Origin of the sequence: Burkholderia sp. IT-111MI5, from assembly GCF_949752865.1 — a bacterium.
Classification (GTDB): Bacteria; Pseudomonadota; Gammaproteobacteria; order Burkholderiales; family Burkholderiaceae; genus Burkholderia; species Burkholderia pyrrocinia_C.
This window is the reverse complement of the sequence record NZ_CATKIF010000001.1, coordinates 38,363-58,410: the sequence shown is the minus strand read 5'-3', so window position 1 is coordinate 58,410 and position 20,048 is coordinate 38,363. Positions and strand designations below refer to the sequence as shown.

The 20,048-nt window shown below is 67.2% G+C and carries 20 protein-coding genes and 4 tRNA genes; 9 read left to right on the top strand and 15 right to left on the bottom strand.

Translation table 11 applies throughout. The features are described 5' to 3' along the window. Positions 1-37 precede the first annotated feature (37 nt). Complete coding sequence (gudD, locus tag ACM6JT_RS00310) at positions 38-1,390, top strand: glucarate dehydratase (protein WP_414855766.1); 1,353 nt, start codon at positions 38-40, stop codon at positions 1,388-1,390. 231 nt (positions 1,391-1,621) lie between these two features. Here the strand turns inward: gudD and ACM6JT_RS00305 are convergent, their stop codons facing one another. From ACM6JT_RS00305 to ACM6JT_RS00295, 3 genes are all read right to left on the bottom strand, one after another. After that, a complete protein-coding gene (locus tag ACM6JT_RS00305) occupies positions 1,622-2,086 on the bottom strand; it encodes a DUF2214 family protein (protein WP_105390739.1) in 465 nt (154 codons plus the stop codon). A gap of 39 nt (positions 2,087-2,125) precedes the next feature. Then, positions 2,126-2,935 carry a hypothetical protein gene (locus tag ACM6JT_RS00300; protein WP_034183128.1) on the bottom strand — a complete coding sequence of 270 codons (810 nt, stop codon included), beginning with the start codon at positions 2,933-2,935 and terminating at the stop codon, positions 2,126-2,128. 242 nt (positions 2,936-3,177) lie between these two features. Continuing rightward, positions 3,178-4,242 carry a glycosyltransferase family 4 protein gene (locus tag ACM6JT_RS00295; RefSeq protein WP_006476459.1) on the bottom strand — a complete coding sequence of 355 codons (1,065 nt, stop codon included), beginning with the start codon at positions 4,240-4,242 and terminating at the stop codon, positions 3,178-3,180. Between the two features lie 564 nt (positions 4,243-4,806). On the opposite strand from ACM6JT_RS00295, the gene ACM6JT_RS00290 reads away from it, so the two are divergent. Then, entirely contained in the window at positions 4,807-6,639 is a 1,833-nt protein-coding gene (locus ACM6JT_RS00290) for an ABC transporter ATP-binding protein (protein WP_034183127.1), read from the top strand. 123 nt (positions 6,640-6,762) lie between these two features. Here the strand turns inward: ACM6JT_RS00290 and otsA are convergent, their stop codons facing one another. Next, on the bottom strand, positions 6,763-8,142 hold the full coding sequence (gene otsA, locus ACM6JT_RS00285; protein WP_034183126.1) for an alpha,alpha-trehalose-phosphate synthase (UDP-forming): 1,380 nt from the start codon (positions 8,140-8,142) through the stop codon (positions 6,763-6,765). After that, entirely contained in the window at positions 8,139-8,891 is a 753-nt protein-coding gene (gene otsB, locus ACM6JT_RS00280) for a trehalose-phosphatase (RefSeq protein WP_034183125.1), read from the bottom strand. The genes otsA and otsB overlap by 4 nt, the downstream gene beginning before the upstream one ends. Before the next feature lie 282 nt (positions 8,892-9,173). Here otsB and ACM6JT_RS00275 point away from each other — a divergent pair, with 282 nt between their 5' ends. The 3 genes from ACM6JT_RS00275 to ACM6JT_RS00265 are packed head-to-tail and all read left to right on the top strand — an operon-like array spanning position 9,174 to position 11,148. Continuing rightward, complete coding sequence (locus tag ACM6JT_RS00275; RefSeq protein ID WP_175748845.1) at positions 9,174-9,809, top strand: SCO family protein; 636 nt, start codon at positions 9,174-9,176, stop codon at positions 9,807-9,809. 12 nt (positions 9,810-9,821) lie between these two features. Further along, positions 9,822-10,268 carry a copper chaperone PCu(A)C gene (locus tag ACM6JT_RS00270; RefSeq protein ID WP_414855765.1) on the top strand — a complete coding sequence of 149 codons (447 nt, stop codon included), beginning with the start codon at positions 9,822-9,824 and terminating at the stop codon, positions 10,266-10,268. 10 nt (positions 10,269-10,278) lie between these two features. Next, positions 10,279-11,148, top strand: coding sequence for a cytochrome c oxidase assembly protein (locus ACM6JT_RS00265; protein ID WP_034183123.1), 870 nt, complete (start codon positions 10,279-10,281; stop codon positions 11,146-11,148). Positions 11,149-11,170: 22 nt separating this feature from the next. On the opposite strand, the gene ACM6JT_RS00260 is transcribed toward ACM6JT_RS00265, so the two are convergent. Further along, on the bottom strand, positions 11,171-11,662 hold the full coding sequence (locus tag ACM6JT_RS00260) for a GNAT family N-acetyltransferase (protein WP_414855764.1): 492 nt from the start codon (positions 11,660-11,662) through the stop codon (positions 11,171-11,173). Positions 11,663-11,787: 125 nt separating this feature from the next. Then, positions 11,788-12,654, bottom strand: coding sequence for a pirin family protein (locus tag ACM6JT_RS00255; protein ID WP_105390733.1), 867 nt, complete (start codon positions 12,652-12,654; stop codon positions 11,788-11,790). A 109-nt stretch (positions 12,655-12,763) separates the two neighbouring features. On the opposite strand from ACM6JT_RS00255, the gene ACM6JT_RS00250 reads away from it, so the two are divergent. Continuing rightward, positions 12,764-13,681 carry a LysR family transcriptional regulator gene (locus tag ACM6JT_RS00250; protein ID WP_105390732.1) on the top strand — a complete coding sequence of 306 codons (918 nt, stop codon included), beginning with the start codon at positions 12,764-12,766 and terminating at the stop codon, positions 13,679-13,681. A gap of 103 nt (positions 13,682-13,784) precedes the next feature. Next, entirely contained in the window at positions 13,785-14,288 is a 504-nt protein-coding gene (locus ACM6JT_RS00245; protein WP_011544958.1) for a GAF domain-containing protein, read from the top strand. A 136-nt stretch (positions 14,289-14,424) separates the two neighbouring features. Here the strand turns inward: ACM6JT_RS00245 and map are convergent, their stop codons facing one another. After that, a complete protein-coding gene (map, locus tag ACM6JT_RS00240) occupies positions 14,425-15,231 on the bottom strand; it encodes a type I methionyl aminopeptidase (RefSeq protein ID WP_105390731.1) in 807 nt (268 codons plus the stop codon). After that, positions 15,231-15,467 (bottom strand): ParD-like family protein, encoded by a 237-nt coding sequence (locus ACM6JT_RS00235; protein WP_034183118.1) that lies wholly within the window; start codon positions 15,465-15,467, stop codon positions 15,231-15,233. The genes map and ACM6JT_RS00235 overlap by 1 nt, the downstream gene beginning before the upstream one ends. A 150-nt stretch (positions 15,468-15,617) precedes the next feature. Here ACM6JT_RS00235 and ACM6JT_RS00230 point away from each other — a divergent pair, with 150 nt between their 5' ends. Then, a complete protein-coding gene (locus ACM6JT_RS00230) occupies positions 15,618-16,244 on the top strand; it encodes a helix-turn-helix domain-containing protein (protein WP_414855763.1) in 627 nt (208 codons plus the stop codon). A gap of 46 nt (positions 16,245-16,290) precedes the next feature. Beyond that, on the top strand, positions 16,291-16,839 hold the full coding sequence (locus ACM6JT_RS00225) for a GNAT family N-acetyltransferase (RefSeq protein ID WP_414855762.1): 549 nt from the start codon (positions 16,291-16,293) through the stop codon (positions 16,837-16,839). Positions 16,840-16,933: 94 nt separating this feature from the next. On the opposite strand, the gene ACM6JT_RS00220 is transcribed toward ACM6JT_RS00225, so the two are convergent. The 6 genes from ACM6JT_RS00220 to pgsA all read right to left on the bottom strand — a co-directional run bounded on the left by ACM6JT_RS00220 (position 16,934) and on the right by pgsA (position 19,959). Continuing rightward, positions 16,934-18,412 (bottom strand): sensor domain-containing diguanylate cyclase, encoded by a 1,479-nt coding sequence (locus ACM6JT_RS00220; protein WP_034183115.1) that lies wholly within the window; start codon positions 18,410-18,412, stop codon positions 16,934-16,936. 312 nt (positions 18,413-18,724) lie between these two features. Beyond that, a tRNA-Cys gene (locus ACM6JT_RS00215) sits at positions 18,725-18,798 on the bottom strand. A gap of 100 nt (positions 18,799-18,898) precedes the next feature. Next, positions 18,899-18,974, bottom strand: a tRNA-Gly gene (locus ACM6JT_RS00210). 51 nt (positions 18,975-19,025) lie between these two features. Beyond that, positions 19,026-19,101, bottom strand: a tRNA-Gly gene (locus tag ACM6JT_RS00205). A 52-nt stretch (positions 19,102-19,153) separates the two neighbouring features. Beyond that, positions 19,154-19,229: transfer RNA gene (locus tag ACM6JT_RS00200), tRNA-Gly, on the bottom strand. A gap of 142 nt (positions 19,230-19,371) precedes the next feature. After that, complete coding sequence (gene pgsA, locus ACM6JT_RS00195; protein WP_034183114.1) at positions 19,372-19,959, bottom strand: CDP-diacylglycerol--glycerol-3-phosphate 3-phosphatidyltransferase; 588 nt, start codon at positions 19,957-19,959, stop codon at positions 19,372-19,374. Positions 19,960-20,048: the final 89 nt, after the last annotated feature.

The following is a 20,048-nucleotide window of genomic DNA, read 5'->3' as shown; positions in this document are numbered from 1 at the left end:
CCGCACGGCATTGCCCACCCTTTCGCCATCGCCGCCCATGAACGCCGCCACTGCCTCGCCTTCCCACGACACGCCGCGCATCGTCGACCTGCAAGCGATTCCGGTCGCCGGCCACGACAGCATGCTGCTCAACCTGAGCGGCGCGCACGGTCCGTTCTTCACCCGCAACCTCGTGATCCTGACGGACAGCGCGGGCCGGACCGGCGTCGGCGAGGTGCCGGGCGGCGAAAGCATCCGCCGCACGCTCGACGATGCGCGCGCGCTGGTCGTCGGCCAGCCGGTCGGCAATTACCACGCGGTGCTCAACGACGTGCAGCGCACCTTCGCCGATCGCGACGCGAGCGGCCGCGGGCTGCAGACCTTCGACCTGCGCACGACGATCCACGCGGTCACCGCGCTCGAAGCCGCGCTGCTCGACCTGCTCGGCCAGCATCTCGGCGTGCCGGTCGCCGCACTGCTCGGCGAAGGCCAGCAGCGCGAGCGCGTCGAAATGCTCGGCTACCTGTTCTACGTCGGCGACCGCACCAAGACCGCGCTGCCCTATCGCGACGGCAGCGGCGCAACCGACGACTGGACCCGCGTGCGCGACGAGCCGGCGCTGACGCCCGACGCGGTCGTGCGGCTCGCCGAGGCCGCGCATGCGCGCTACGGCTTCAACGACTTCAAGCTTAAAGGCGGCGTATTCGAAGGCGCGAGCGAGATCGAGGCCGTGACGGCGCTCGCCGAACGCTTCCCCGACGCGCGCGTGACGCTCGATCCGAACGGCGCGTGGTCGCTCGACGAGGCCGTGCGGCTGTGCCGCGACCAGCATCACGTGCTCGCCTATGCGGAAGATCCGTGCGGTGCGGAGAACGGTTACTCGGGCCGCGAAGTGATGGCCGAATTCCGTCGCGCGACGGGATTGCCGACGGCGACCAACATGATTGCGACCGACTGGCGGCAAATGGGCCACGCGGTGCAGCTTCAGGCTGTGGACATCCCGCTCGCCGATCCGCACTTCTGGACGATGCAGGGTTCGGTGCGCGTCGCGCAGATGTGCCGCGACTGGGGTCTCACGTGGGGCTCGCATTCGAACAACCACTTCGACGTATCGCTCGCGATGTTCACGCATGTCGCGGCCGCCGCGCCGGGCCAGGTCACCGCGATCGACACGCACTGGATCTGGCAGGACGGCGAACGGCTGACGCGCGAACCGCTGAAGATCGAGAACGGGCTGGTGGAAGTGCCGAAGCGGCCGGGGCTCGGCATCGACATCGACATGGATGCGGTCGCGGTCGCGCACGAGCTGTACAAGCAGCACGGGCTCGGCGCCCGCGACGACGCGGCGGCCATGCAGTATCTGATTCCGGGGTGGACGTTCAACAACAAGCGCCCCTGCCTCGTGCGCTGAGCATGGACGGACCGGGCGGCGGCCTCGCCCGGCCGGGACGAAATCCGAAGGAATGGTGCAGTTCGAGGCCGGCCCGGCTGATGTCGGGCTCGAGAGGCGGTGCAGGTGGAACGGAGATCCGGACGGTTGCTTGCGGCTATGCCGGACCTGCCGAGCCAGATCTGGCCGGCGGCACCTATCCGGCTACCGCTACCCGGCCAGACCTAGCCGGCCGCACCTAGCCGGCCGCACCTACCCGGCCAGCCCAATCCCCCGCGCCATCCCCGATGCGGCGAACACGATGACGACCAGCAGCACGGCCTGCCAATGACCGATCCGCACATAGGTGCGCGCGCGGCCGATATCCGGCATCTGCTGCTGCCGCGCGGCGACACGCCAGCGGATCAGCCCGAGCATCGGCACGACCTCGAGCAGCAGGATCAGCACGAGCGCGGTCATCTTCAGATGAAAGAGCGGTTCATGCAGGTAGTACGCGGTGCCTTTCTCGAAACCGCCGAACGCGCGCATCAGCCCCGTCACGATCAACACCAGCGCCGACAGCCCCCAAGCGGCGTCAGCCTTGAATACGCCGGGCAGGTCGGCCGCCTGCGCCGACGCGATGAGCCGGCGCAACGCGCGGTTGCGTCCCGCGATCGCGGCAAACGCGACGGCGAACGCGCTCAGGTGAACGGCAGCCAGCAACCAACGGACGATCATTGCGCCTCCTTGTCGCCCGCGCCCGGTGCGCGAGCCGTGTCAGACGATCTGCTTGAGCGCCGCGTCGAGCGCGAGCACCGCGACGCGGTCGCCCTCGGTCGCAAGCGGCGCGCGCATCACGATCTGCCGGTTATGGCCGACGGCCGCCGGCGAATCCCACAGCAGCTCCACCTTCGGCCGCCGGAACAGGCTGCCGCGGCGCGGCGGCACGGCCGCCGGCTGTACGTCCGGCGCGCCCTGATCGCCCGCGACGGGCGCCACCCGGCCGGGCCAGCGCACCGACAACTCGCGCGCATCGTACTGGCCGACCTTGCGGCTTTCCATCCAGACGATCGCGGTGCGCGTCAGCACGTCGAGCGAAATCGCGTAGCGGCCGACCGCGAAGCGGCGTGCCGCCACGTTGGTTCGCCACAGCGGCCGCGGACGGCAGATCCAGACGATCGCCGCATAGAGCGCCGGCGCGGCGACGAGCCAGCCGTTGGTCGCCGTCACCGCATGCAGCGCACGGCGCCAGCCGGCCGCCCATGCGAATGCGCCGATCGACCAGACGGCGAACAGGAAGCCGATCAGCGCGAAGACGCGCAGCGCCTGGCGCAGCCATTGCGGCAGCGGATGGAACGGCCGCTCGGCGCGCGCGACGGCGCCCGGCAACGCGAGCAGCAGGAAGATCAGCACGAGATAGACGAACGCCCAGGGCGACGACACCATCGCCGACAGCGACGCGCGATAGCCCATCTGGGACATCGAGAACAGCCAGCGCGCGAGCAGTACGAGACCGATCGCGCGCAACGCGAAGATCACGCCGGCGCCGGGGGCCGGCGCTGCGCGCGTGGTTTTCGTTCTCGCCAAGACTGCTCTCCTCTGGATGATCGTGCGGGGCCGGATTTCACGGCACGGCCATTATAGGGACATTACCGTCTGGACAGACTGCCGGATGGCGTGCCCGGCCGCTTCATGGGCCGTTCGCGGCGTCGGGCGCGGCGAGAATACAACAGATCCGCGCCGCGGATGTGACAACGCCCCGCCGGGAACCCGGACGGGGCGTCGATGACGGCCGCGCACCGCACCGCAGCGCGGCGGCGGCCGGCGAATCAGCTTGCGTTGACTTCGCGGAGCACGGTGCGGCGCTTCTGGCGCAGCAGTTCCTCGTAGCCCTTCACGTAGTTCTGCGCCATCACCTTCGACGAGAAACGTGCTTCGAACGCGGCGCGGACCTTCTCGCGCGGCAGCGTATCGAGGCGCTTGAGCGCCGCGACGGCCGACAGTTCGTCTTCGACGACGAAGCCCGACACGCCGTTGTCGATCACTTCCGGCACCGAGCCGCGCTTGAATGCGATCACCGGCGTGCCGCATGCCATCGCCTCGATCATCACCAGGCCGAAGGGCTCCGGCCAGTCGATCGGGAACAGCAGCGCGTGCGCGTTGCCGAGGAATTCGGTCTTTTCGGACTCGCTGATTTCGCCGATGTACTCGACGTGCGGCAGCGCGAACAGCGGCTTGATCTTCTCTTCGTAGTACGCGCGGTCGGCCTTGTCGAGCTTCGCGGCGATCTTGATCGGCAGGCCGGCCTGCTCGGCGATACGGATCGCCGTGTCGACGCGCTTCTCCGGCGAGATGCGGCCGAGGAACGCCAGATAGCTCGGCTTCACGTTCGGGATCGGCGTCAGCAGGTTTTCCGGCAGGCCGTGATAAACGGTCGACAGCCAGTTCGCCTGCGGCAGCGGGATGCGCTGGTTGTCGGAGATCGACACGACCGGCACGTCGCTGAATGCGTTGAAGATCGGCTGCAGTTCCGGCAGGTCGAGACGGCCGTGCATCGTCGTCAGATGCGGGACCGGCTGGCGCGAGAACAGCGAGAACGGGTAGTAGTCGATGTGGCAGTGCAGGACATCGAACTCTTCCGCGCGGCGGCGCACCTGCTCGAGGAGCAGCATGTGCGGTGCCATCACGTCGCGGATCGTCGGGTCGAGGCGCAGCGCCTGCGGCCAGCACGCTTCGAGCTTCGCGGAGGTTTGCGAATCGCCGCTCGCGAAGAGCGTGACGTCATGCCCCATCTCGACAAGTGCTTCGGTGAGGTAGGACACCACTCGCTCGGTACCGCCGTACAGCTTCGGGGGAACTGCTTCGTGCAACGGAGCGATTTGGGCGATTCGCATGCGTAACTCCTAAAAAATCGGCTAAAAACCAGGTTGGGTCGGCAACCTGCCGGCGGTCCGGGCTGGATGCATTTCGTCCGAAAAATCGGACGAATCAGCCTGCCGGGGGCGTCGAACCCGCGCGGCTCAAGGAGCGTCGGCGACGCGACAGGCATAGAACGTTTGAAACGAAGACCCGTTGACAGGGGTTCGTAAAAAAACCTGGAACCGAACCCGGAGCCGATTATCTAGGGTTAATCCCGATACGGCGCACAACATTTCAAACACTTTACTTTGTTACAAAGGCGCAACACTTTGCAACCCGCGGACTTGGGCGTCCGTTCTAGAGTGGAAGGCCCTTTTGGCGATCCTGGTCACCCGTGACTGCCGGCAGCGTGATTCCGGCACATGTGGCAGGACGGGATGCCGGATTTTATCTCAAAATCGATCGTGAGCCCCTGGCCAAGGCAAGATTCGCGCAGCGCGACGCATGCGTTGTTTACAATGCCGGATTATTCAGTCCGGGCGAACGCCGGCATGCGATCCAGCCGCAACGCTCAACCACCGAATCACCGCACGCATATTTTGGAATCTCTCACCCCTGCCCAGCGCAACGCCCACAACGCGAAGCTGTCGAGCTACGCGCACCGGCCGATCGCGTTCCTGTTCCGCTACATTCGCCTGCATCCCGTCGCCCACCTCATCGTGCTGTGCAGCGTGGTGGCCGCCGTCGGCTGCGCGCTCGGCTCGCAATACGCGATCAAGCACCTGATCGACGTGCTGGCGACCGGGCGCCATCATCCGGGCCCGCTGTGGAGCGCGTTCGCGCTGCTCGTCGGGCTGATCGCGGCCGACAACCTGCTGTGGCGCGTCGGCGGCTGGGTCGCCGCGCACACGTTCGTCGCGGTCACCGGCGACCTGCGGCGCGACCTGTTCCAGTACCTGATCGGCCATTCGCCGACCTATTACTCGGAAAAGCAGCCGGGCACGCTCGCGAGCCGCATCACGGCCACGTCGAACGCGGTCTACACGTCGGAGAACACGATGGCGTGGAACGTGCTGCCGCCGTGCATCGCGGTGATGGGCGCAATCCTGATGATCATCGTCGTCAATCCGATGATGGCCGCCGGCCTGCTCGGCTGCTCGGCCGTGCTGTCCGTCATCCTGTTCAAGCTCGCCGGACGCGGCTCGGCCCGCCACCATGCGTTCGCGGCAAAGGCAGCGGCGGTCGACGGCGAACTCGTCGACGTGATCGGCAACATGGGCCTCGTGCGTGCGTTCGGGATGACCCTGCGCGAGCAGAAGCGCTTCGGCGCGACGGTCAAGGCCGAGATGGACGCGCGCCAGCAGAGCCTGCTCTATCTTGAGAAGCTGCGCCTGCTGCACGCGGTGATCACCGCGATGCTGTCCGCCGGCCTGCTCGGCTGGGCACTGTGGCTGTGGGACCAGGGCCGCGCGACGTCGGGCGACATCGTGCTCGTCAGCTCGCTCGGCTTCACGATCCTGCACGGCACGCGCGATCTCGCGGTTGCGCTCGTCGACGTCACGCAGCACGTCGCACGGCTGTCCGAAGCCGTGAAGACGCTGCTTGAGCCGCACGGGATGCAGGACCGCTCCGATGCGCAGCCGCTGTCGGCCAAGGGCGGCCGCGTCGCCTTCGAGCGCGTGACGTTCGCGTATCCGCACCGCCGTGCGATCCTCGACCACTTCGATCTCCATATCGAACCGGGCCAGCGCGTCGGCCTGATCGGCAAGTCGGGCGCCGGCAAATCGACCGTGCTCGCGCTGCTGCAGCGCTTCTACGACACGCAGGACGGCGTCGTGAAGGTCGACGGCCAGGACGTGAAGGCGATCACGCAGGACAGCCTGCGCCACGCGATCGCGCTCGTGCCGCAGGACATCTCGCTGCTGCACCGGACGATCTACGACAACATCGCGTACGGCCGCCCCGACGCGACCCGCGAGCAAGTGCTCGCCGCCGCGCGCGACGCGCGCTGCGCGGAGTTCATCGAGGCGATGCCGGAAGGTTATGACACGATCGTCGGCGACCGCGGCGTCAAGCTGTCGGGCGGCCAGCGCCAGCGCATCGCGATCGCGCGCGCGATCCTGAAGGATGCGCCGATCCTGCTGCTCGACGAAGCGACGTCGGCGCTCGACAGCGCATCCGAGGAAGCGATCCAGAGCGCGCTCGACCGCCTGATGGTCGGCCGCACGGTGATCGCGATCGCCCACCGCCTGTCGACGCTGCGCAACTTCGACCGGATCATCGTGATGAGCAACGGCAAGGTGATCGACGACGGCAGCCCCGAAGTACTGCGCAACCGCCCCGGCCTGTATCGCGACCTGCTCACGAAGCAGCACGGCCGCCACCACGCGGCACCCGACGGCAGCACGCCGACCGGCGAACGTGTGGCCTGACGCGTCCGCGCGCAGCCGATAAAAAAGCCGCAGTGCTTCACGCACTGCGGCTTTTTTAATTGCACCGGGAACGGCCGGCCGAGATGGCGCGGAATGTGCCGCGCGATGCGCCGGACCTACCGGCTAGCCATGCTGCAGATCGCGCAGGAAGTTGTCGCGCCACACCGACACGTTGTTCTCGCGAAGCTGCGCGATCATGTCCGCGTAACGCGCGCGCCGCTCGGCGAGCGGCATCGTCAGCGCCTGCGACAGCGCATCGGCCATCCCGTCGATATCGATCGGATTGACGATCAGCGCGCCCGTCAGCTCGCGCGCGGCGCCCGCGAAGCGCGACAGCACGAGCACGCCCGGATCGTCCGGATTCTGCGCGGACACATACTCCTTCGCGACGAGGTTCATCCCGTCGCGCAGCGGCGTCACGAAACCCACGCGTGCGAGCCGGTACAGCGCGGCCAGCACCTGGCGGTCGTACTGGCGGTGGATGTAGAGGATCGGCGCCCAGTCGAGCTCCGCGTAACGCCCGTTGATGCGCCCCGACTCCGCTTCGAGCTGCAGGCGGATGTCCTGGTACGCGCGCAGGTCCGCACGCGTCGACGGTGCGATCTGCAGGAACGACACGCGGTTGCGGATCGACGCCTGGTGTTCGAGCAGTTTCTCGAACGCGCGGAACCGCTCGACGAGCCCCTTCGAATAATCGAGCCGGTCGACGCTCATGATCAGTTGCCGCCCGCGCAGCGACGTCGCGAGCGTGCGTACGGCCTTGCCGTGTTCGCCCGCCTGCGCGAGCGTCGCGATCTCGTCCGGATATACGCCGATCGGATAGGCGGCCGCGCGCAGCGTCTGGCCGAACGCGCGCACGCGCACCGTGCGGCCGTCGCGCTCGACCTCGCCGCCCGCCTCGAATTCGATGTAGTCGCAGAACGCGCGCAGATCGGGCTCGGTCTGGAAACCGAGCAGGTCGAACGCGCACAGCGACTCGACGAGCTCGCGGTGCGGCGGCACGTTGACGAGCACCTGCGCGGCAGGAAACGGGATGTGCAGGAAGAAGCCGATGCGGTTCTTCACGCCGGCCTCGCGCAGCGCGCGTGCGAACGGGATCAGGTGATAGTCGTGCACCCAGATCACGTCGTCGTCCTGCAGCAGCGGCACGAGCTGCTGCGCAAGCCACACGTTGACGCGGCGGTAGCCGTCGAATTCGTGGCGGTCGTACTGGATCAGGTCCGCGCGGTAATGGAACGCGGGCCACAGCGTCGCATTCGAGAAGCCGCGGTAATACTGGTCGTAATCGCGGCGCGACAGGCCGACGGTCGCGAACGTCACGGGCCCGCGCTCCTCGATGCGGATCTGCGGCGCGCCGGAGGCGACGACCTCGCCGCTCCAGCCGAACCACATGCCGCCCGTCTCCTTCAGCGCATCGTAGACGCCGATCGCGAGGCCGCCCGCCGCCGGTTCGCCTTCCGAAATCGGGGCGACGCGGTTTGAAACGATGATGAGCCGGCTCATGCGTGCGGCTGCCCCGCGCCAAGCCAGCACGCGATCTGCTCGTGCAGCGCGTCGACCGAATCGAGCCGCATGCGGGCGGACGTCTCGCCCGCGCCGACCTTGATCGACAGGCCGCCGCGCGCGTTGACCACCGCGAAGCCCTTCTCGTCGGTCAGGTCGTCGCCCGCGAACAGCGGCATGCGGCCCGCGAACGGCGGCTCGTCGAGGAACGCGGCCAGCGCGCGCCCCTTGTCGACACCCTTCGGCTTGATCTCGAACACCATCTTGCCGGGCTGCAGCACGTACGCATCCGCATATTCGGCGACGAGGCGCTCGGCCGCTTCGCGCGCAACCGCCTCGCGCTCGGGCGCATTGCGATAGTGCAGCGCGACGGCCGCGCCCTTGATTTCGAGCAGCATGCCCGAATGACGGTCGACGACGGCCGCGAGCTCGCGCTCGATGCGCAGCAGACGTTCGTCGTTGAAGCCGATGCGCTGCGTGTCGCCGTTCGCATCGCGGCGCTCCGCGCCGTGCAGGCCGGCGATCGGCAGGCCGGGCATCTTCAGGAACGTGTCGAGGTTGTCGATGCCGCGCCCGGACACGACCGCGACCGCGCCGTGCGAGCGGCGGCGCAGCTCGTCGAGCAACGTCAGCAGCGACGGCGGAACGTGAATGCTGTCGGGCGTCGGCGCCAGTTCGACGAGCGTGCCGTCGAAGTCGAAGAAGAACGCGGTATCGGTCAGGGACAGGGAAGCCGGAACGGATTGCATCGATTCGATAATGTGAGGGGCGGCCGGCAAACGCCGGGCTGCCGCTGCGCGAATGGAATTGTGCGCATCTTACCGCGCCTGCGCATCGAGTTGGGCGAAACCGGCGCATCGCTGGCAGCGCGCCGCCAGCCGCGTCAACTGCGGCATATTGCCCCGCTCGCCCGCGCCGTACGGGTTTCGAAAGGACGCGGGCGCGCAAATTGCGCTACAGTCGCAACCGCCTGCCGCGCGACGCATGGCGCCGCGCCGGCCGGCCACCATTCCGTCCGATCGAGTTCTAGGATGCCGTCTGCCCGTCCCGTCCCGCGCCAGCGCTTCTCCCGCATCATCCGCACGGCCGCGACCCTCGCCGCCGCCGTCGCGCTCGCCGCGTGCACGCACGACGAGCCGCGCTGGAACCTGACCAACGTCACCGGCCACCTGCCCGACCTGTCGTTCACGCTGACGGGCGGCGACGGCCGTCCCGTCGACGCCGATGCATTCCGCGGCCGCGTCGCGCTCGTCTACTTCGGCTACACGCACTGCCCCGATGTCTGCCCCGAAACGATGGCGCGGCTGATGGAAGTGCTCGCGAAGCTCGGCCCGCAGGCGAACGACGCGCGCATCCTGTTCGTCTCGGTCGATCCCGCGCGCGACACGCCCCAGGCGATGCAGTCGTATGTCGCCGCGTTCGACCCCGCGCATGCGCGCGGCCTGACCGGCACCGACCGCCAGATCGAATCGCTCGCGAAACGCTATCGCGTTGCGTACCAGATGGAAAAACGCGATCCGTCCGGCGGCTACGAAGTCACGCACAGCTCGGCTGTCTACATCTTCGACGCGAGCGGCCGCGCGCGCCTGCTCGCGACCGACCGCGACTCGCCCGACGCCATCGCCGCCGATGTGCGCCGGATCATCGACACCGCCTCCACTACCTGAATGCATTCCGACATGAAGACGAAGACGACCCTCAAGACGTTCGCCCTCCTCGCCGCGCTGTGCGCCGGCGCCCAGGCCTATGCCGCCGGCACGATCACCGCGCAGAACGCGTGGGTGCGGTGGCTGCCGAACAAGCTGCCGGCCGGCGGCTACGTGACGCTCGTGAACACGGGCGACAAGCCGGTCGATCTCGTCGATGTCGCCAGCCCCGACTACGGGATGACGATGCTGCACCAGACCGTCTCGAACGGCTCGACGCAGAAGATGGAAATGGTCGACAAGCTGACGATCCCCGCGCGCGGCAAGGTCGACATCGCGCCGGGCGGCTATCACTTCATGCTCGAGGAGCCGAAGCACGCGATCAAGCCGGGCGACACCGTGCACCTGCGCCTGAAATTCTCCGACGGCGAAACGGTCGACACGCCGTTCGCCGTGAAGTCGCCGGCCCAGGCGAAGTGATGCGCGCGCGATGAACCTCCTGTACTGGCTCGATCCGTGGGAACCGTCGCCGACCGTCGTCATCGCGGTGCTGACGGCCGCCGTGCTGTTCGCGCGCGGCGTGAAGAAGGCGAAGGTGTCGCCGCTGCGGCAGTTCTCGTTCTGGTTCGGGCTGACGGCACTCTACATCGCGCTGCATACGCGGCTCGACTATTTCTTCGAGCACGAGTTCTTCCTGCACCGCGCGCAGCACCTCGTGCTGCACCACCTCGGGCCGTTCTTCATCGCGCTGTCCTATCCGGGCGCGGCGATTCGCGCGGGCATCCCGTTTCGCTGGCGGCAGCGTTTCGTGCGCCCCGCGCTCGCGTGGGCGCCCGTGCGCGCGACGCTCGACGTGGTGTTCCATCCCGTCGTCGCGGTCGTGCTGTTCGTCGGGCTGATCTATTTCTGGCTGCTGTCGCCGATCCACTTCATCGCGATGCTCGACTGGCGTCTCTATCGCGTGATGAACTGGAGCATGGTGATCGACGGGCTGCTGTTCTGGTGGCTCGTCGTCGATCCGCGCCCCGCGCCGCCCGCGCGGCTGTCGCCCGGCCGCCGGATCCTGATCGTCGTCGCGGCGATCCCGCCGCAGATCGCGCTCGGCGCGCTGATCTTCTTCACGCCGCACGAGCTGTATCCGATCTACTCGATCTGCGGCCGCGCGTTCACGTGGCTGAGCCCGCTGCGCGACCAGCAGATCGGCGGCCTGCTGCTGTGGATTCCCGGCTCGATGATGAGCGTGATCGGCGCGCTGATCGCGCTGCGGCACTGGCTGCGGCTGTCCGCGCGCGGGCGCCTGATCGGGGAACGGGCCGTGCAGCGCACGGACCAGCCGTCGGTGGCACGCACCGCGCACTGACTGCCGCGCGGCGCGTCGCGCATCACGCGCGCGTGCTGCTCATCCACACGTGCGGGATGCCGTCCTCGTCGTGCACGTCCGAACTCGGCGTGAAGCCGAATGCGCCGTAAAAGCGCTGCAAGTGGGCCTGCGCATGCAGGCTCACGGGCGTATCCGGCCACTGCGCGCGGATATGCTCGAGCGCGCGCGACAGCAGCCCGTTGCCGAGGCCCGCGCCGCGAAACGCGGCGGTCGTCAGCACGCGGCCGATGCGCACGTCGGTGTTCTGCGCATCGGGCAGCAGCACGCGCAGATAGCCGGCCAGGCGGCCGGCCGAATCGTACGCAGCGAGGTGCCACGCGGCCTGGTCCGCGTCGTCGATGTCGCGATACACGCAGTTCTGCTCGACGACGAACACCGCGCTGCGCGCTTCGAGGATCGAATAGATTTCGCGCGCCGTCAGCGCGTCGAAGGATTTCCAGCGCCAGTCGAGATCGGCGGCGCTCGGGGATGCGGCGGGTGCGGATGCGTTCATGTGCGGTCCTGATTCGGGCGCGCCGGCCGGCGCGCGGCAACCGCTGATTATGCCTCGAAGCACGCGCGACGCGCGGCCGTCCGCCCGCGCGAAAAAAAAGCCCCGCATCGCGCGGGGCCTGTCCGTCATGCCGGCATCTTGCCGAAGCGGCCGCTGTTGAAATCCTCGATCGCGGTACGGATCTCCGCTTGCGAGTTCATCACGAACGGCCCGTAACCGACGACGGGCTCGTCGATCGGCTCGCCGCTCAGGATCAGCAGCTTCGCGTCGCCGTTCGCTTCGATCTCGACGTCGCGGCCTTCGCGGCCCAGTTGCACGAACTGCGCCTCGCGGGCGACCGTCTCGCCGTTCACCTGCACCGTACCGCTCAGCACGACCACCGCGAGCGTGTGCCCTTCAGCGACCGGGAACCGCGCATGGCCGCCTGCCACGAGCCGCACGTCCCATACGTCGATCGGCGTGTGCGTACGGGCCGGGCCGCGCCGCCCGTCGAGTTCGCCCGCGATGATCCGCGCCCGCCCCGCGCCGTCCGGCAATTCGACCACGGGAATGTCCGCGTTCAGCAGCGTCTGATAGCCGGGCGCGCCCATCTTGTCCGCGGCGGGCAGGTTCACCCACAGCTGCACCATCTCGAGCGGGCCGCCACGCTTCGTGAACGCCTCCGAGTGGAATTCCTCGTGCAGGATCCCGCTCGCGGCCGTCATCCACTGCACGTCGCCCGGGCCGATCACGCCGCCCGCGCCGGTCGAGTCGCGGTGCGCGACTTCACCGTCATAGACGATCGTCACCGTTTCGAACCCGCGATGCGGATGCTCGCCGACACCGCGCGGCGCCGAAGCCGGCTCGAACGTCGCGGGGCCCGCGTGATCGAGCAGCAGGAACGGGCTCAGGTGCGCGCCGTGAGACTGGTAGCTGAACATCGAACGCACCGGGAAACCGTCGCCGACCCAATGGCCGCGCGGCGCACTATACACACCCTGGATCTTCTTCATTGCCCTCTCCAAATTGCGGCGAAACACGTGTTTCGCATCCTGAGCATGAATATAGAGGTGGAACGATCGATCCGGTAGACTGCCAAAATCGCACTCAGCGTTCCATTTCATGAACGATAAAGAACGGGATCTGAACGATCTCTACTACTTCGTGCAGGTCGTCGAGCATGGCGGCTTCGCGTCGGCCGGGCGCGCGCTGGACCTGCCGAAATCGAAGCTGAGCCGTCGCGTCGCGCTGCTCGAGGCGCGGCTCGGGATGCGGCTGATCCAGCGCTCGACGCGCCGCTTCACGGTCACCGACGTCGGCCAGACCTATTACGCGCATTGCCGCGCGATGCTCGTCGAGGCCGATGCGGCCGACGAGGCGATCGCGCTGCTGCACGAGGAGCCGCGCGGCATCGTGCGCGTCAGTTGCCCGATCGTGCTGCTCGATTCGCTGGTCGGCGCGATGATCGCCGCGTTCATGGCCGCGTGCCCGCGCGTCGAGATCCACCTGGAAGCGACCAACCGGCGCGTCGACGTGGTCGGTGAAGGGATCGACGTCGCGATCCGCGTGCGCCCGCCGCCGCTCGAGGACAGCGATCTCGCGCTGCGCGTGCTGACCGAGCGCGGCCAGTGCCTCGTCGCGAGCCCCGCGCTGCTGCGCGAACATGGCGTGCCGGCGGTTCCCGCCGATCTCGCGCGCCTGCCGAGCCTCGATCACGGTGTGCCGCAGTCCGCGCACGTGTGGCGGCTGCGCGGGCCCGACGGCGCTCAGGCCGAAATCCATCACCAGCCGCGCTTCGTGACGGGCGGCATGCTCGCGCTGCGCGCGGCGGCGGTCGCGGGCGTCGGCGTCGTGCAATTGCCGACGATGATGGTGCGCGACGAGATCGCGCGCGGCGAACTGGCGACCGTGCTGCCGGACTGGGCGCCGCGCCGCGAGATCGTGCACGCGGTGTTCGCGTCGCGCCGCGGGCTGCTGCCCGCGGTGCGGGCGCTGCTCGATTTTCTGGCGGAGCGGTTTGCCGGGCTCGAGCCCGATTGAGCGCGCCGCATCACACGCAACCGCGCGCTGCAGACCGTACGCGCGTGCCGTAGACTGCGGGACGCGCATCGCGCATTTTCACAACCCCTATCGCCTTCCCGCCATGTTCACGCTGTCCAACGACCCCACCGCCTCCAAGGCCGATCAATACGCGACGCTCGTCGAGCAGGCGCGCGCGCTCGTCGAGTCCGAACGCGACCTGACCGCGAACGCGGCGAATTTCTCCGCGCTCGTCTACCACTCGCTCGACCGCCTCAACTGGGCCGGCTTCTACTTCTTCGACGGGACCGAACTCGTGGTCGGGCCGTTCCAGGGCAAACCGGCGTGCGTGCGGATCGCGCTCGGCAAGGGCGTGTGCGGCACGGCCGCGCAGACGCGCGAGACGCAAGTCGTGCGCGACGTGCATGACTTCCCCGGCCATATCGCGTGCGATGCGGCATCGGAATCGGAAATCGTCGTGCCGCTGGTGGCCGACGACGGCACGCTGATCGGCGTGTGGGACGTCGACAGTCCGGTCGCCGCGCGCTTCGACGACGAGGACCGCAAAGGGATGGAAGCGCTGTGCCGCGTGTTCGTCGAACACGCGTGGCAGAAGGCGCGCGGTTAAGCAGCGGACTCGCGTCACGCAGCGGATAACCGCAGTCGCGCGCGAATCGCGCCGCGTGACCTCGAACGAAACGGGCCCCGCAACGGGGCCCGTTCATTTGCGCCGCCGCGCCGCCGGACGCGGCGCACGGCACGCGTCAGGCAGCGTGCGTGCCGGAAAGCGCCGCCAATGCCTGCGGCTTCGCATCGTCGGTCAGCACCTCGAAGCCCGTTTCCGTCACCACGACCATGTGCTCCCACTGCGCGGACAGCGAATGGTCCTTCGTGACGACCGTCCAGCCGTCCGGCAGCACGCGCGTGTCGCGCTTGCCCGCGTTGAGCATCGGCTCGATCGTGAAGATCATCCCCGGCCGCAGCGGCACGCCGGTGCCCGGACGGCCGTAGTGAAGCACCTGCGGCTCGTCGTGATAGACGTCGCCGATGCCGTGCCCGCAGTACTCGCGGACCACGCTGAACCCTTCCCGATGCGCGACCTGCTGGATCGCATAACCGACATCGCCCAGCGTCGCGCCCGGACGCACCGCGCGGATACCCGCGTGCATCGCTTCGTAGGTTGCCGCGACGAGACGCCGCGCGAGTTCGCCCGGCTCGCCGACGAAATACATGCGGCTCGTATCGCCGTACCAGCCGTCCTTGATCACCGCGATGTCGAGGTTCACGATGTCGCCGTCGCGCATCGGGCGTGACGATGGAATGCCGTGACAGACCACATGGTTGACCGACGCGCACAGGGTCTTCGGATAGCCGTGGTAGCCGATGTTCGCCGGTATCGCGCCGAGCACGTCGACGATGTATTCGCGGCAGCGCGCGTCCAGTTCATCGGTGGAGACGCCAGGCTTCACATGCTCGGCGATCATCGCCAGCACCTGCGACGCGAGCTTCGCGGCCTCGCGCGACTTGGCGATTTCTGCGGTGCCGCGGATCGGGATTTCGCGCTTCGCCATTACGCCACCTGCTCGATGCCGTGCGCGACCGGCTCTGCCGGCGCCACATCGCCGCCCCGTGCTTCGGCCTCGATCAGCATCCGGCAGATGTCGCCGTACGACAGCGCCGGATTGAGTTCCGCCAGCATCCCGACACGCAGCCAGTGTTCGGCCTGTGCGTTGATCGACCGGCTCAACGCCGTACTCGTCGAGCGCAGCCGTTCGTGCATGTGCTCGGAAATCTTGATGATGCCCATATATCCCCAATTAAACGAAACGTAGTCGATTCGTATATTACGCTGCGCGTGACTGCCGGGCAAGGCGTTCGAAGGCCGTCGCGCCATCGGTCGGCCGCTGCCAATGCGCCGTTGACACTGAATTCCAGTTTGCTGGAGAATAAATCCATCATGCAAGAATCCGTGACGACCGCTGCCGACGATACCGGCATCAACGAGCGCATCGCCCGGCGCGTGCGCGACCTGCGTACTGCTCGAGGCTACACGCTCGATGCGCTGGCCGCGCGCTCCGGCGTCAGCCGTTCGATGATCTCGCTCATCGAACGCGCGTCGGCCAGCCCGACGGCCGTCGTGCTCGACAAGCTCGCGGCAGGTCTAGGCGTGTCGCTGGCAGGGCTGTTCGGCGGCGACCGGGACGACACGCCCGCGCAGCCGCTGGCACGGCGCGCGCAGCAGGCCGAATGGCGCGATCCGGCGTCCGGCTATGTGCGGCGCAACCTGTCCCCGCCCGGCTGGCCGTCGCCGATCCAGCTCGTCGAGGTCGATTTCCCGCCCGGCGCGCGTGTCGCGTACGACAGCGGCGGACGCGACAGCGCGCTGCATCAGCAGATATGGATCATCAGCGGCCGCGTCGACGTCACGTTCGGCGGCGAGCTTCACGAACTTCACGAAGGCGACTGTCTGGCCATGCGGCTCGATCGGCCGCTGATCTTCAGCAACCCGTCGTCGCATGCCGCGCGCTATGTCGTCGTGATCTGCGACGCGTCCACGTCCGCGGCCGGCGCGCGGAGCGCGTGATGCGCGCGCCGTGTGCGCACCCCGTTCAAAACCAACCGGAGCCGTTATGAATTCCCCGAAACAGCGCGACGACGTGCGCCTGATCGATTGCAGCGAGGCCGAGCACGCAGCGGCCATCCTCGAGATCCTGAACGACGCGATCGTGAATTCGACCGCGCTGTACGACTACCGGTCGCGCCCGCCGGAAGCGATGGTCACGTGGTTTGCAACGAAGCGCGCGGGCGGTTTTCCGGTCGTCGGCGCGGTGGACGCGTCGGGCACGCTGCTCGGCTTCGCGAGCTGGGGTACGTTCCGCGCGTTCCCCGCGTACAAGTACACGGTGGAACACAGCGTCTACGTGCACCGCGACCAGCGCGGCCGCGGGCTCGGCGAACTGCTGCTGCGCGAAGTGGTCCGGCGTGCGCGCGAAGCGCAGGTGCACGTGCTGGTCGGCTGTATCGATGCGACCAATGCCGGGAGCATCGCACTGCATACGAAACTGGGATTCGTGCACTCGGGCACGATCACGGAGGCGGGATTCAAGTTCGGCCGCTGGCTCGATGCGGCGTTCTATCAGTTGAAGCTCGAAACGCCGGCGCAGCCGGTGGATGGCTGATCGCCCGCTTGGCCGTTGCATCCGCAACGGCCAAGCGGGGCGTTTGTGTCATCGAAGCCGCCAGACCCTAGGTCACCGAGGAGTCCGGTTTCCGTCAAGCCGCGGGCTGGAAGGTAGCGACCTTGTTCCGACCGGTTGCCTTTGCATAGTAGAGCGCCTCGTCGGCCGCCTTGATCACGGCACTCGGCTCGCCTTCCTGATCCGGCTCCCAACTCGCCAGTCCAATACTGGCGGTGACGCGCCCGTATTCGCTTCCGGCATGCTCGAGTGCCAGTTTGTCGATTGCCGCGCGAATCCGCTCGGCAATCTGGGCGGCCCCCGTCTGCGGGGTATCGGGGAGCAACACCACGAATTCCTCCCCGCCGTAGCGGGCCGCCGTATCCACCGGCCGGCGGATGTTTTCGCCGATGCAGCGTGCGACCGCAGTCAACGCGTCGTCGCCCGCCTGGTGGCCATAGATGTCGTTGTAGGCCTTGAAGCGGTCAACGTCGACGAACAGCAGCGAGAAAATGGAACTGGCCCGCCGTGCGCGACGCCACTCCCGGTCCAGCACTTCGCCAAAGCTGCGGCGATTGTTCAGGCCGGTGAGACCGTCGGTGCGCGCCAGCAGCACAAGCTCGGACTCCGCGCGCATCCGGCGCCGCAGTTGCGCGCCGAGCATGACGGACAGCGCAATAAACGCGGCGCCGAACGTCACCACAAGCGCACCGATCGTCACCGCGCGGTGCCGCCACGCCGCATAGATGTCCTGCTCGGCTTCCGCAACCATGATGATCAGCGGCAGCGTCGGTAGATGCTTGAAGTAGTAGAGACGGCGCACGCCGTCGATCGACGACGTTTCCGAGAACGAGCCCTCCGGGGCGGCTCCGAACCGTCGAAAGGTTGCCGCCTTGCTGATGTCGCGGCCGATGGTACGGACATCATATGGCTGGCGCATGACCATGACGCCATCCTTGCCGATCAGCGACATCGACCCATGCTGCCCCAGCGACAGCCCCGCGAACAGCTGGTGGAAATATTCGAGGTTGACCGCAATCAGCGCAACGCCGGCAAACGAGCCGTCCGGATTCGAGATTCGCCGCGACAGCGCAATGCTGAGCATGCCCCTGCGCAGGCGCGACGCGAACGGATCGCTGACATAGAGCCCCACGTTCGGATTGTCGCGGTGAATGGTGAAGTACTTGCGATCGGCGAAATTGCCCTTGCGCGGAACATGATTGGCCGAATCCAGAATGATGTTGCCGTCGGCATCGAGCACCAGTTGCGAACCGAGAAATTGCGCGGTCATCGAGTTGTCGAACAGCACGCCGTGCCGCAGGGCCGGCGAAGCAGCCATCACGTCGGGCCGCTGCAGACCATGAATCAACGCCTGCAAGGACAGGTCGTAGAGCTCGAAGTTGCGCTCGATGTCGCGCTCGGCCATCAGGCCGAGATTGCGCGAGGTCTCGCTGGCACGCTCCAGTGCGTCGTGGCGGCTCTGGAACAGTTGCAGCACGCACAGGCCCATCAGCGCGCAGGCGATCACGATGCCGACTGCCACAATGGAGTAAGGGGCTGCCGTCCGGGGGTGCATGGGTCTCCTCACTGCATAAGTGTGCGCCCGCGCCGGCGCATGGTTTTCCGCATACTAAATCGGATAGCCACATTTGCAAGCGCAGAGCGAAACTGATCGAAAGGCGAACCTCGCGCGACGGTGTCGGAGCCGCCGGCAAACCCGGGCAGCAAAGTAACTTTCTGTCCGATCCATGACAAGGCGTCACGCGAATCGATTGACGCGATTCGACGGACCACGCCCCGCCGACGGACACCATCTCGGTGCAAAACCCGTCGAAAGCGAGACGGAAAAAGAAAAGCCCCGCCGAAGCGGGGCTTTTCTTTTCCTACCTGGAGGCGCGAGCCGGAGTCGAACCGGCCTAAACGGCTTTGCAGGCCGCTGCATAACCGCTTTGCTATCGCGCCAAAAGCGGACTGTCCGGATGCCGTGAAGGCAGGCGACAGATTTCTATTCGAGGACCGTAAGTCCATCAAATAAAAAGGGAAGCGTGGCTTCCCCATTACTTGGAGCGGGAGACGAGTCTCGAACTCGCGACCTCAACCTTGGCAAGGTTGCGCTCTACCAACTGAGCTACTCCCGCATTGTCCTGCATGTGCAGCGCTTTGCCGACCAACACGCTGCCGAAAAATCCTGGAGCGGGAGACGAGTCTCGAACTCGCGACCTCAACCTTGGCAAGGTTGCGCTCTACCAACTGAGCTACTCCCGCATTTGTCCTGCATGTGCAGCGCTTTGCCGACCAACACGCTGCCAGAAAAATCTGGAGCGGGAGACGAGTCTCGAACTCGCGACCTCAACCTTGGCAAGGTTGCGCTCTACCAACTGAGCTACTCCCGCGTATTGCTGCGCTACTGCTTCCCCGTCGCACTTACTTCGCCGTGCAGCGGAGAAGCGAGATTATGTCGAAGGCACATTCGTGTGTCAAGGGCTTTTCCTGCCCTTTTTCCAAAAACCTGCGCCGACGAGTACGTGGCGCGGGTCACGCGCCGCCGCGCTCGCGAATCTGCGGCCACGCAAGCTTCATGTAGTACAGCATCGACCAGATCGTCAGCACCGCCGCGAGATACATCAGCCACTCGCCCCACACGCGCGTGTCGATCGTCGCGACGCCGAGCGGCAGCGGCCCGTAGAACAGCAGCATCGGGATCGCGACCATCTGGCACGCGGTCTTGAACTTGCCGAGCTGGTTCACCGCGACGCTCTTCGACGCGCCGATCTGCGCCATCCACTCGCGCAGCGCCGAGATCGCGATCTCGCGGCCGACGATCACGAGCGCGATCGCCGCGTCGACCCGCGAAATCTGCACGAGGATCAGCAGCGCGGCCGTCACCATCAGCTTGTCCGCCACCGGATCGAGAAACGCGCCGAACGACGACGTCTGGTTCCACTTGCGCGCGAGAAACCCGTCGAACCAGTCGGTCAGCGCGGCGAGGATGAAGATCGCCGCCGCCGCGAGATTGCGGTGCGCGCCGCCCATCACCGTGTCCGGCAGATAGAACACGCCGACGACGAGCGGAATCAGCACGATCCGTACCCACGTCAGGAAAATCGGGAAATTGAACGGCATGGCATCCGGGACAGTAAAGGATTCGCAATTGTGCCGTGTCGACCGGCCTGCCACAAGAACGCGAAATCGCGGGCAAGGCAGCCGGCCGC

What these genes read in the sequence shown, in the direction of transcription:
- gudD (WP_414855766.1), top strand. Translation starts at nt 38, where the DNA reads ATGAACGCCGCCACTGCCTCGCCTTCCCACGACACGCCGCGCATCGTC.
- ACM6JT_RS00305 (WP_105390739.1), bottom strand. Translation starts at nt 2,086, where the DNA reads ATGATCGTCCGTTGGTTGCTGGCTGCCGTTCACCTGAGCGCGTTCGCC.
- ACM6JT_RS00295 (WP_006476459.1), bottom strand. Translation starts at nt 4,242, where the DNA reads ATGCGAATCGCCCAAATCGCTCCGTTGCACGAAGCAGTTCCCCCGAAG.
- otsA (WP_034183126.1), bottom strand. Translation starts at nt 8,142, where the DNA reads ATGAGCCGGCTCATCATCGTTTCAAACCGCGTCGCCCCGATTTCGGAA.
- otsB (WP_034183125.1), bottom strand. Translation starts at nt 8,891, where the DNA reads ATGCAATCCGTTCCGGCTTCCCTGTCCCTGACCGATACCGCGTTCTTC.
- ACM6JT_RS00275 (WP_175748845.1), top strand. Translation starts at nt 9,174, where the DNA reads ATGCCGTCTGCCCGTCCCGTCCCGCGCCAGCGCTTCTCCCGCATCATC.
- ACM6JT_RS00270 (WP_414855765.1), top strand. Translation starts at nt 9,822, where the DNA reads ATGAAGACGAAGACGACCCTCAAGACGTTCGCCCTCCTCGCCGCGCTG.
- ACM6JT_RS00265 (WP_034183123.1), top strand. Translation starts at nt 10,279, where the DNA reads ATGAACCTCCTGTACTGGCTCGATCCGTGGGAACCGTCGCCGACCGTC.
- ACM6JT_RS00260 (WP_414855764.1), bottom strand. Translation starts at nt 11,662, where the DNA reads ATGAACGCATCCGCACCCGCCGCATCCCCGAGCGCCGCCGATCTCGAC.
- ACM6JT_RS00255 (WP_105390733.1), bottom strand. Translation starts at nt 12,654, where the DNA reads ATGAAGAAGATCCAGGGTGTGTATAGTGCGCCGCGCGGCCATTGGGTC.
- ACM6JT_RS00250 (WP_105390732.1), top strand. Translation starts at nt 12,764, where the DNA reads ATGAACGATAAAGAACGGGATCTGAACGATCTCTACTACTTCGTGCAG.
- ACM6JT_RS00245 (WP_011544958.1), top strand. Translation starts at nt 13,785, where the DNA reads ATGTTCACGCTGTCCAACGACCCCACCGCCTCCAAGGCCGATCAATAC.
- map (WP_105390731.1), bottom strand. Translation starts at nt 15,231, where the DNA reads ATGGCGAAGCGCGAAATCCCGATCCGCGGCACCGCAGAAATCGCCAAG.
- ACM6JT_RS00235 (WP_034183118.1), bottom strand. Translation starts at nt 15,467, where the DNA reads ATGGGCATCATCAAGATTTCCGAGCACATGCACGAACGGCTGCGCTCG.
- ACM6JT_RS00230 (WP_414855763.1), top strand. Translation starts at nt 15,618, where the DNA reads ATGCAAGAATCCGTGACGACCGCTGCCGACGATACCGGCATCAACGAG.
- ACM6JT_RS00225 (WP_414855762.1), top strand. Translation starts at nt 16,291, where the DNA reads ATGAATTCCCCGAAACAGCGCGACGACGTGCGCCTGATCGATTGCAGC.
- ACM6JT_RS00220 (WP_034183115.1), bottom strand. Translation starts at nt 18,412, where the DNA reads ATGCACCCCCGGACGGCAGCCCCTTACTCCATTGTGGCAGTCGGCATC.
- pgsA (WP_034183114.1), bottom strand. Translation starts at nt 19,959, where the DNA reads ATGCCGTTCAATTTCCCGATTTTCCTGACGTGGGTACGGATCGTGCTG.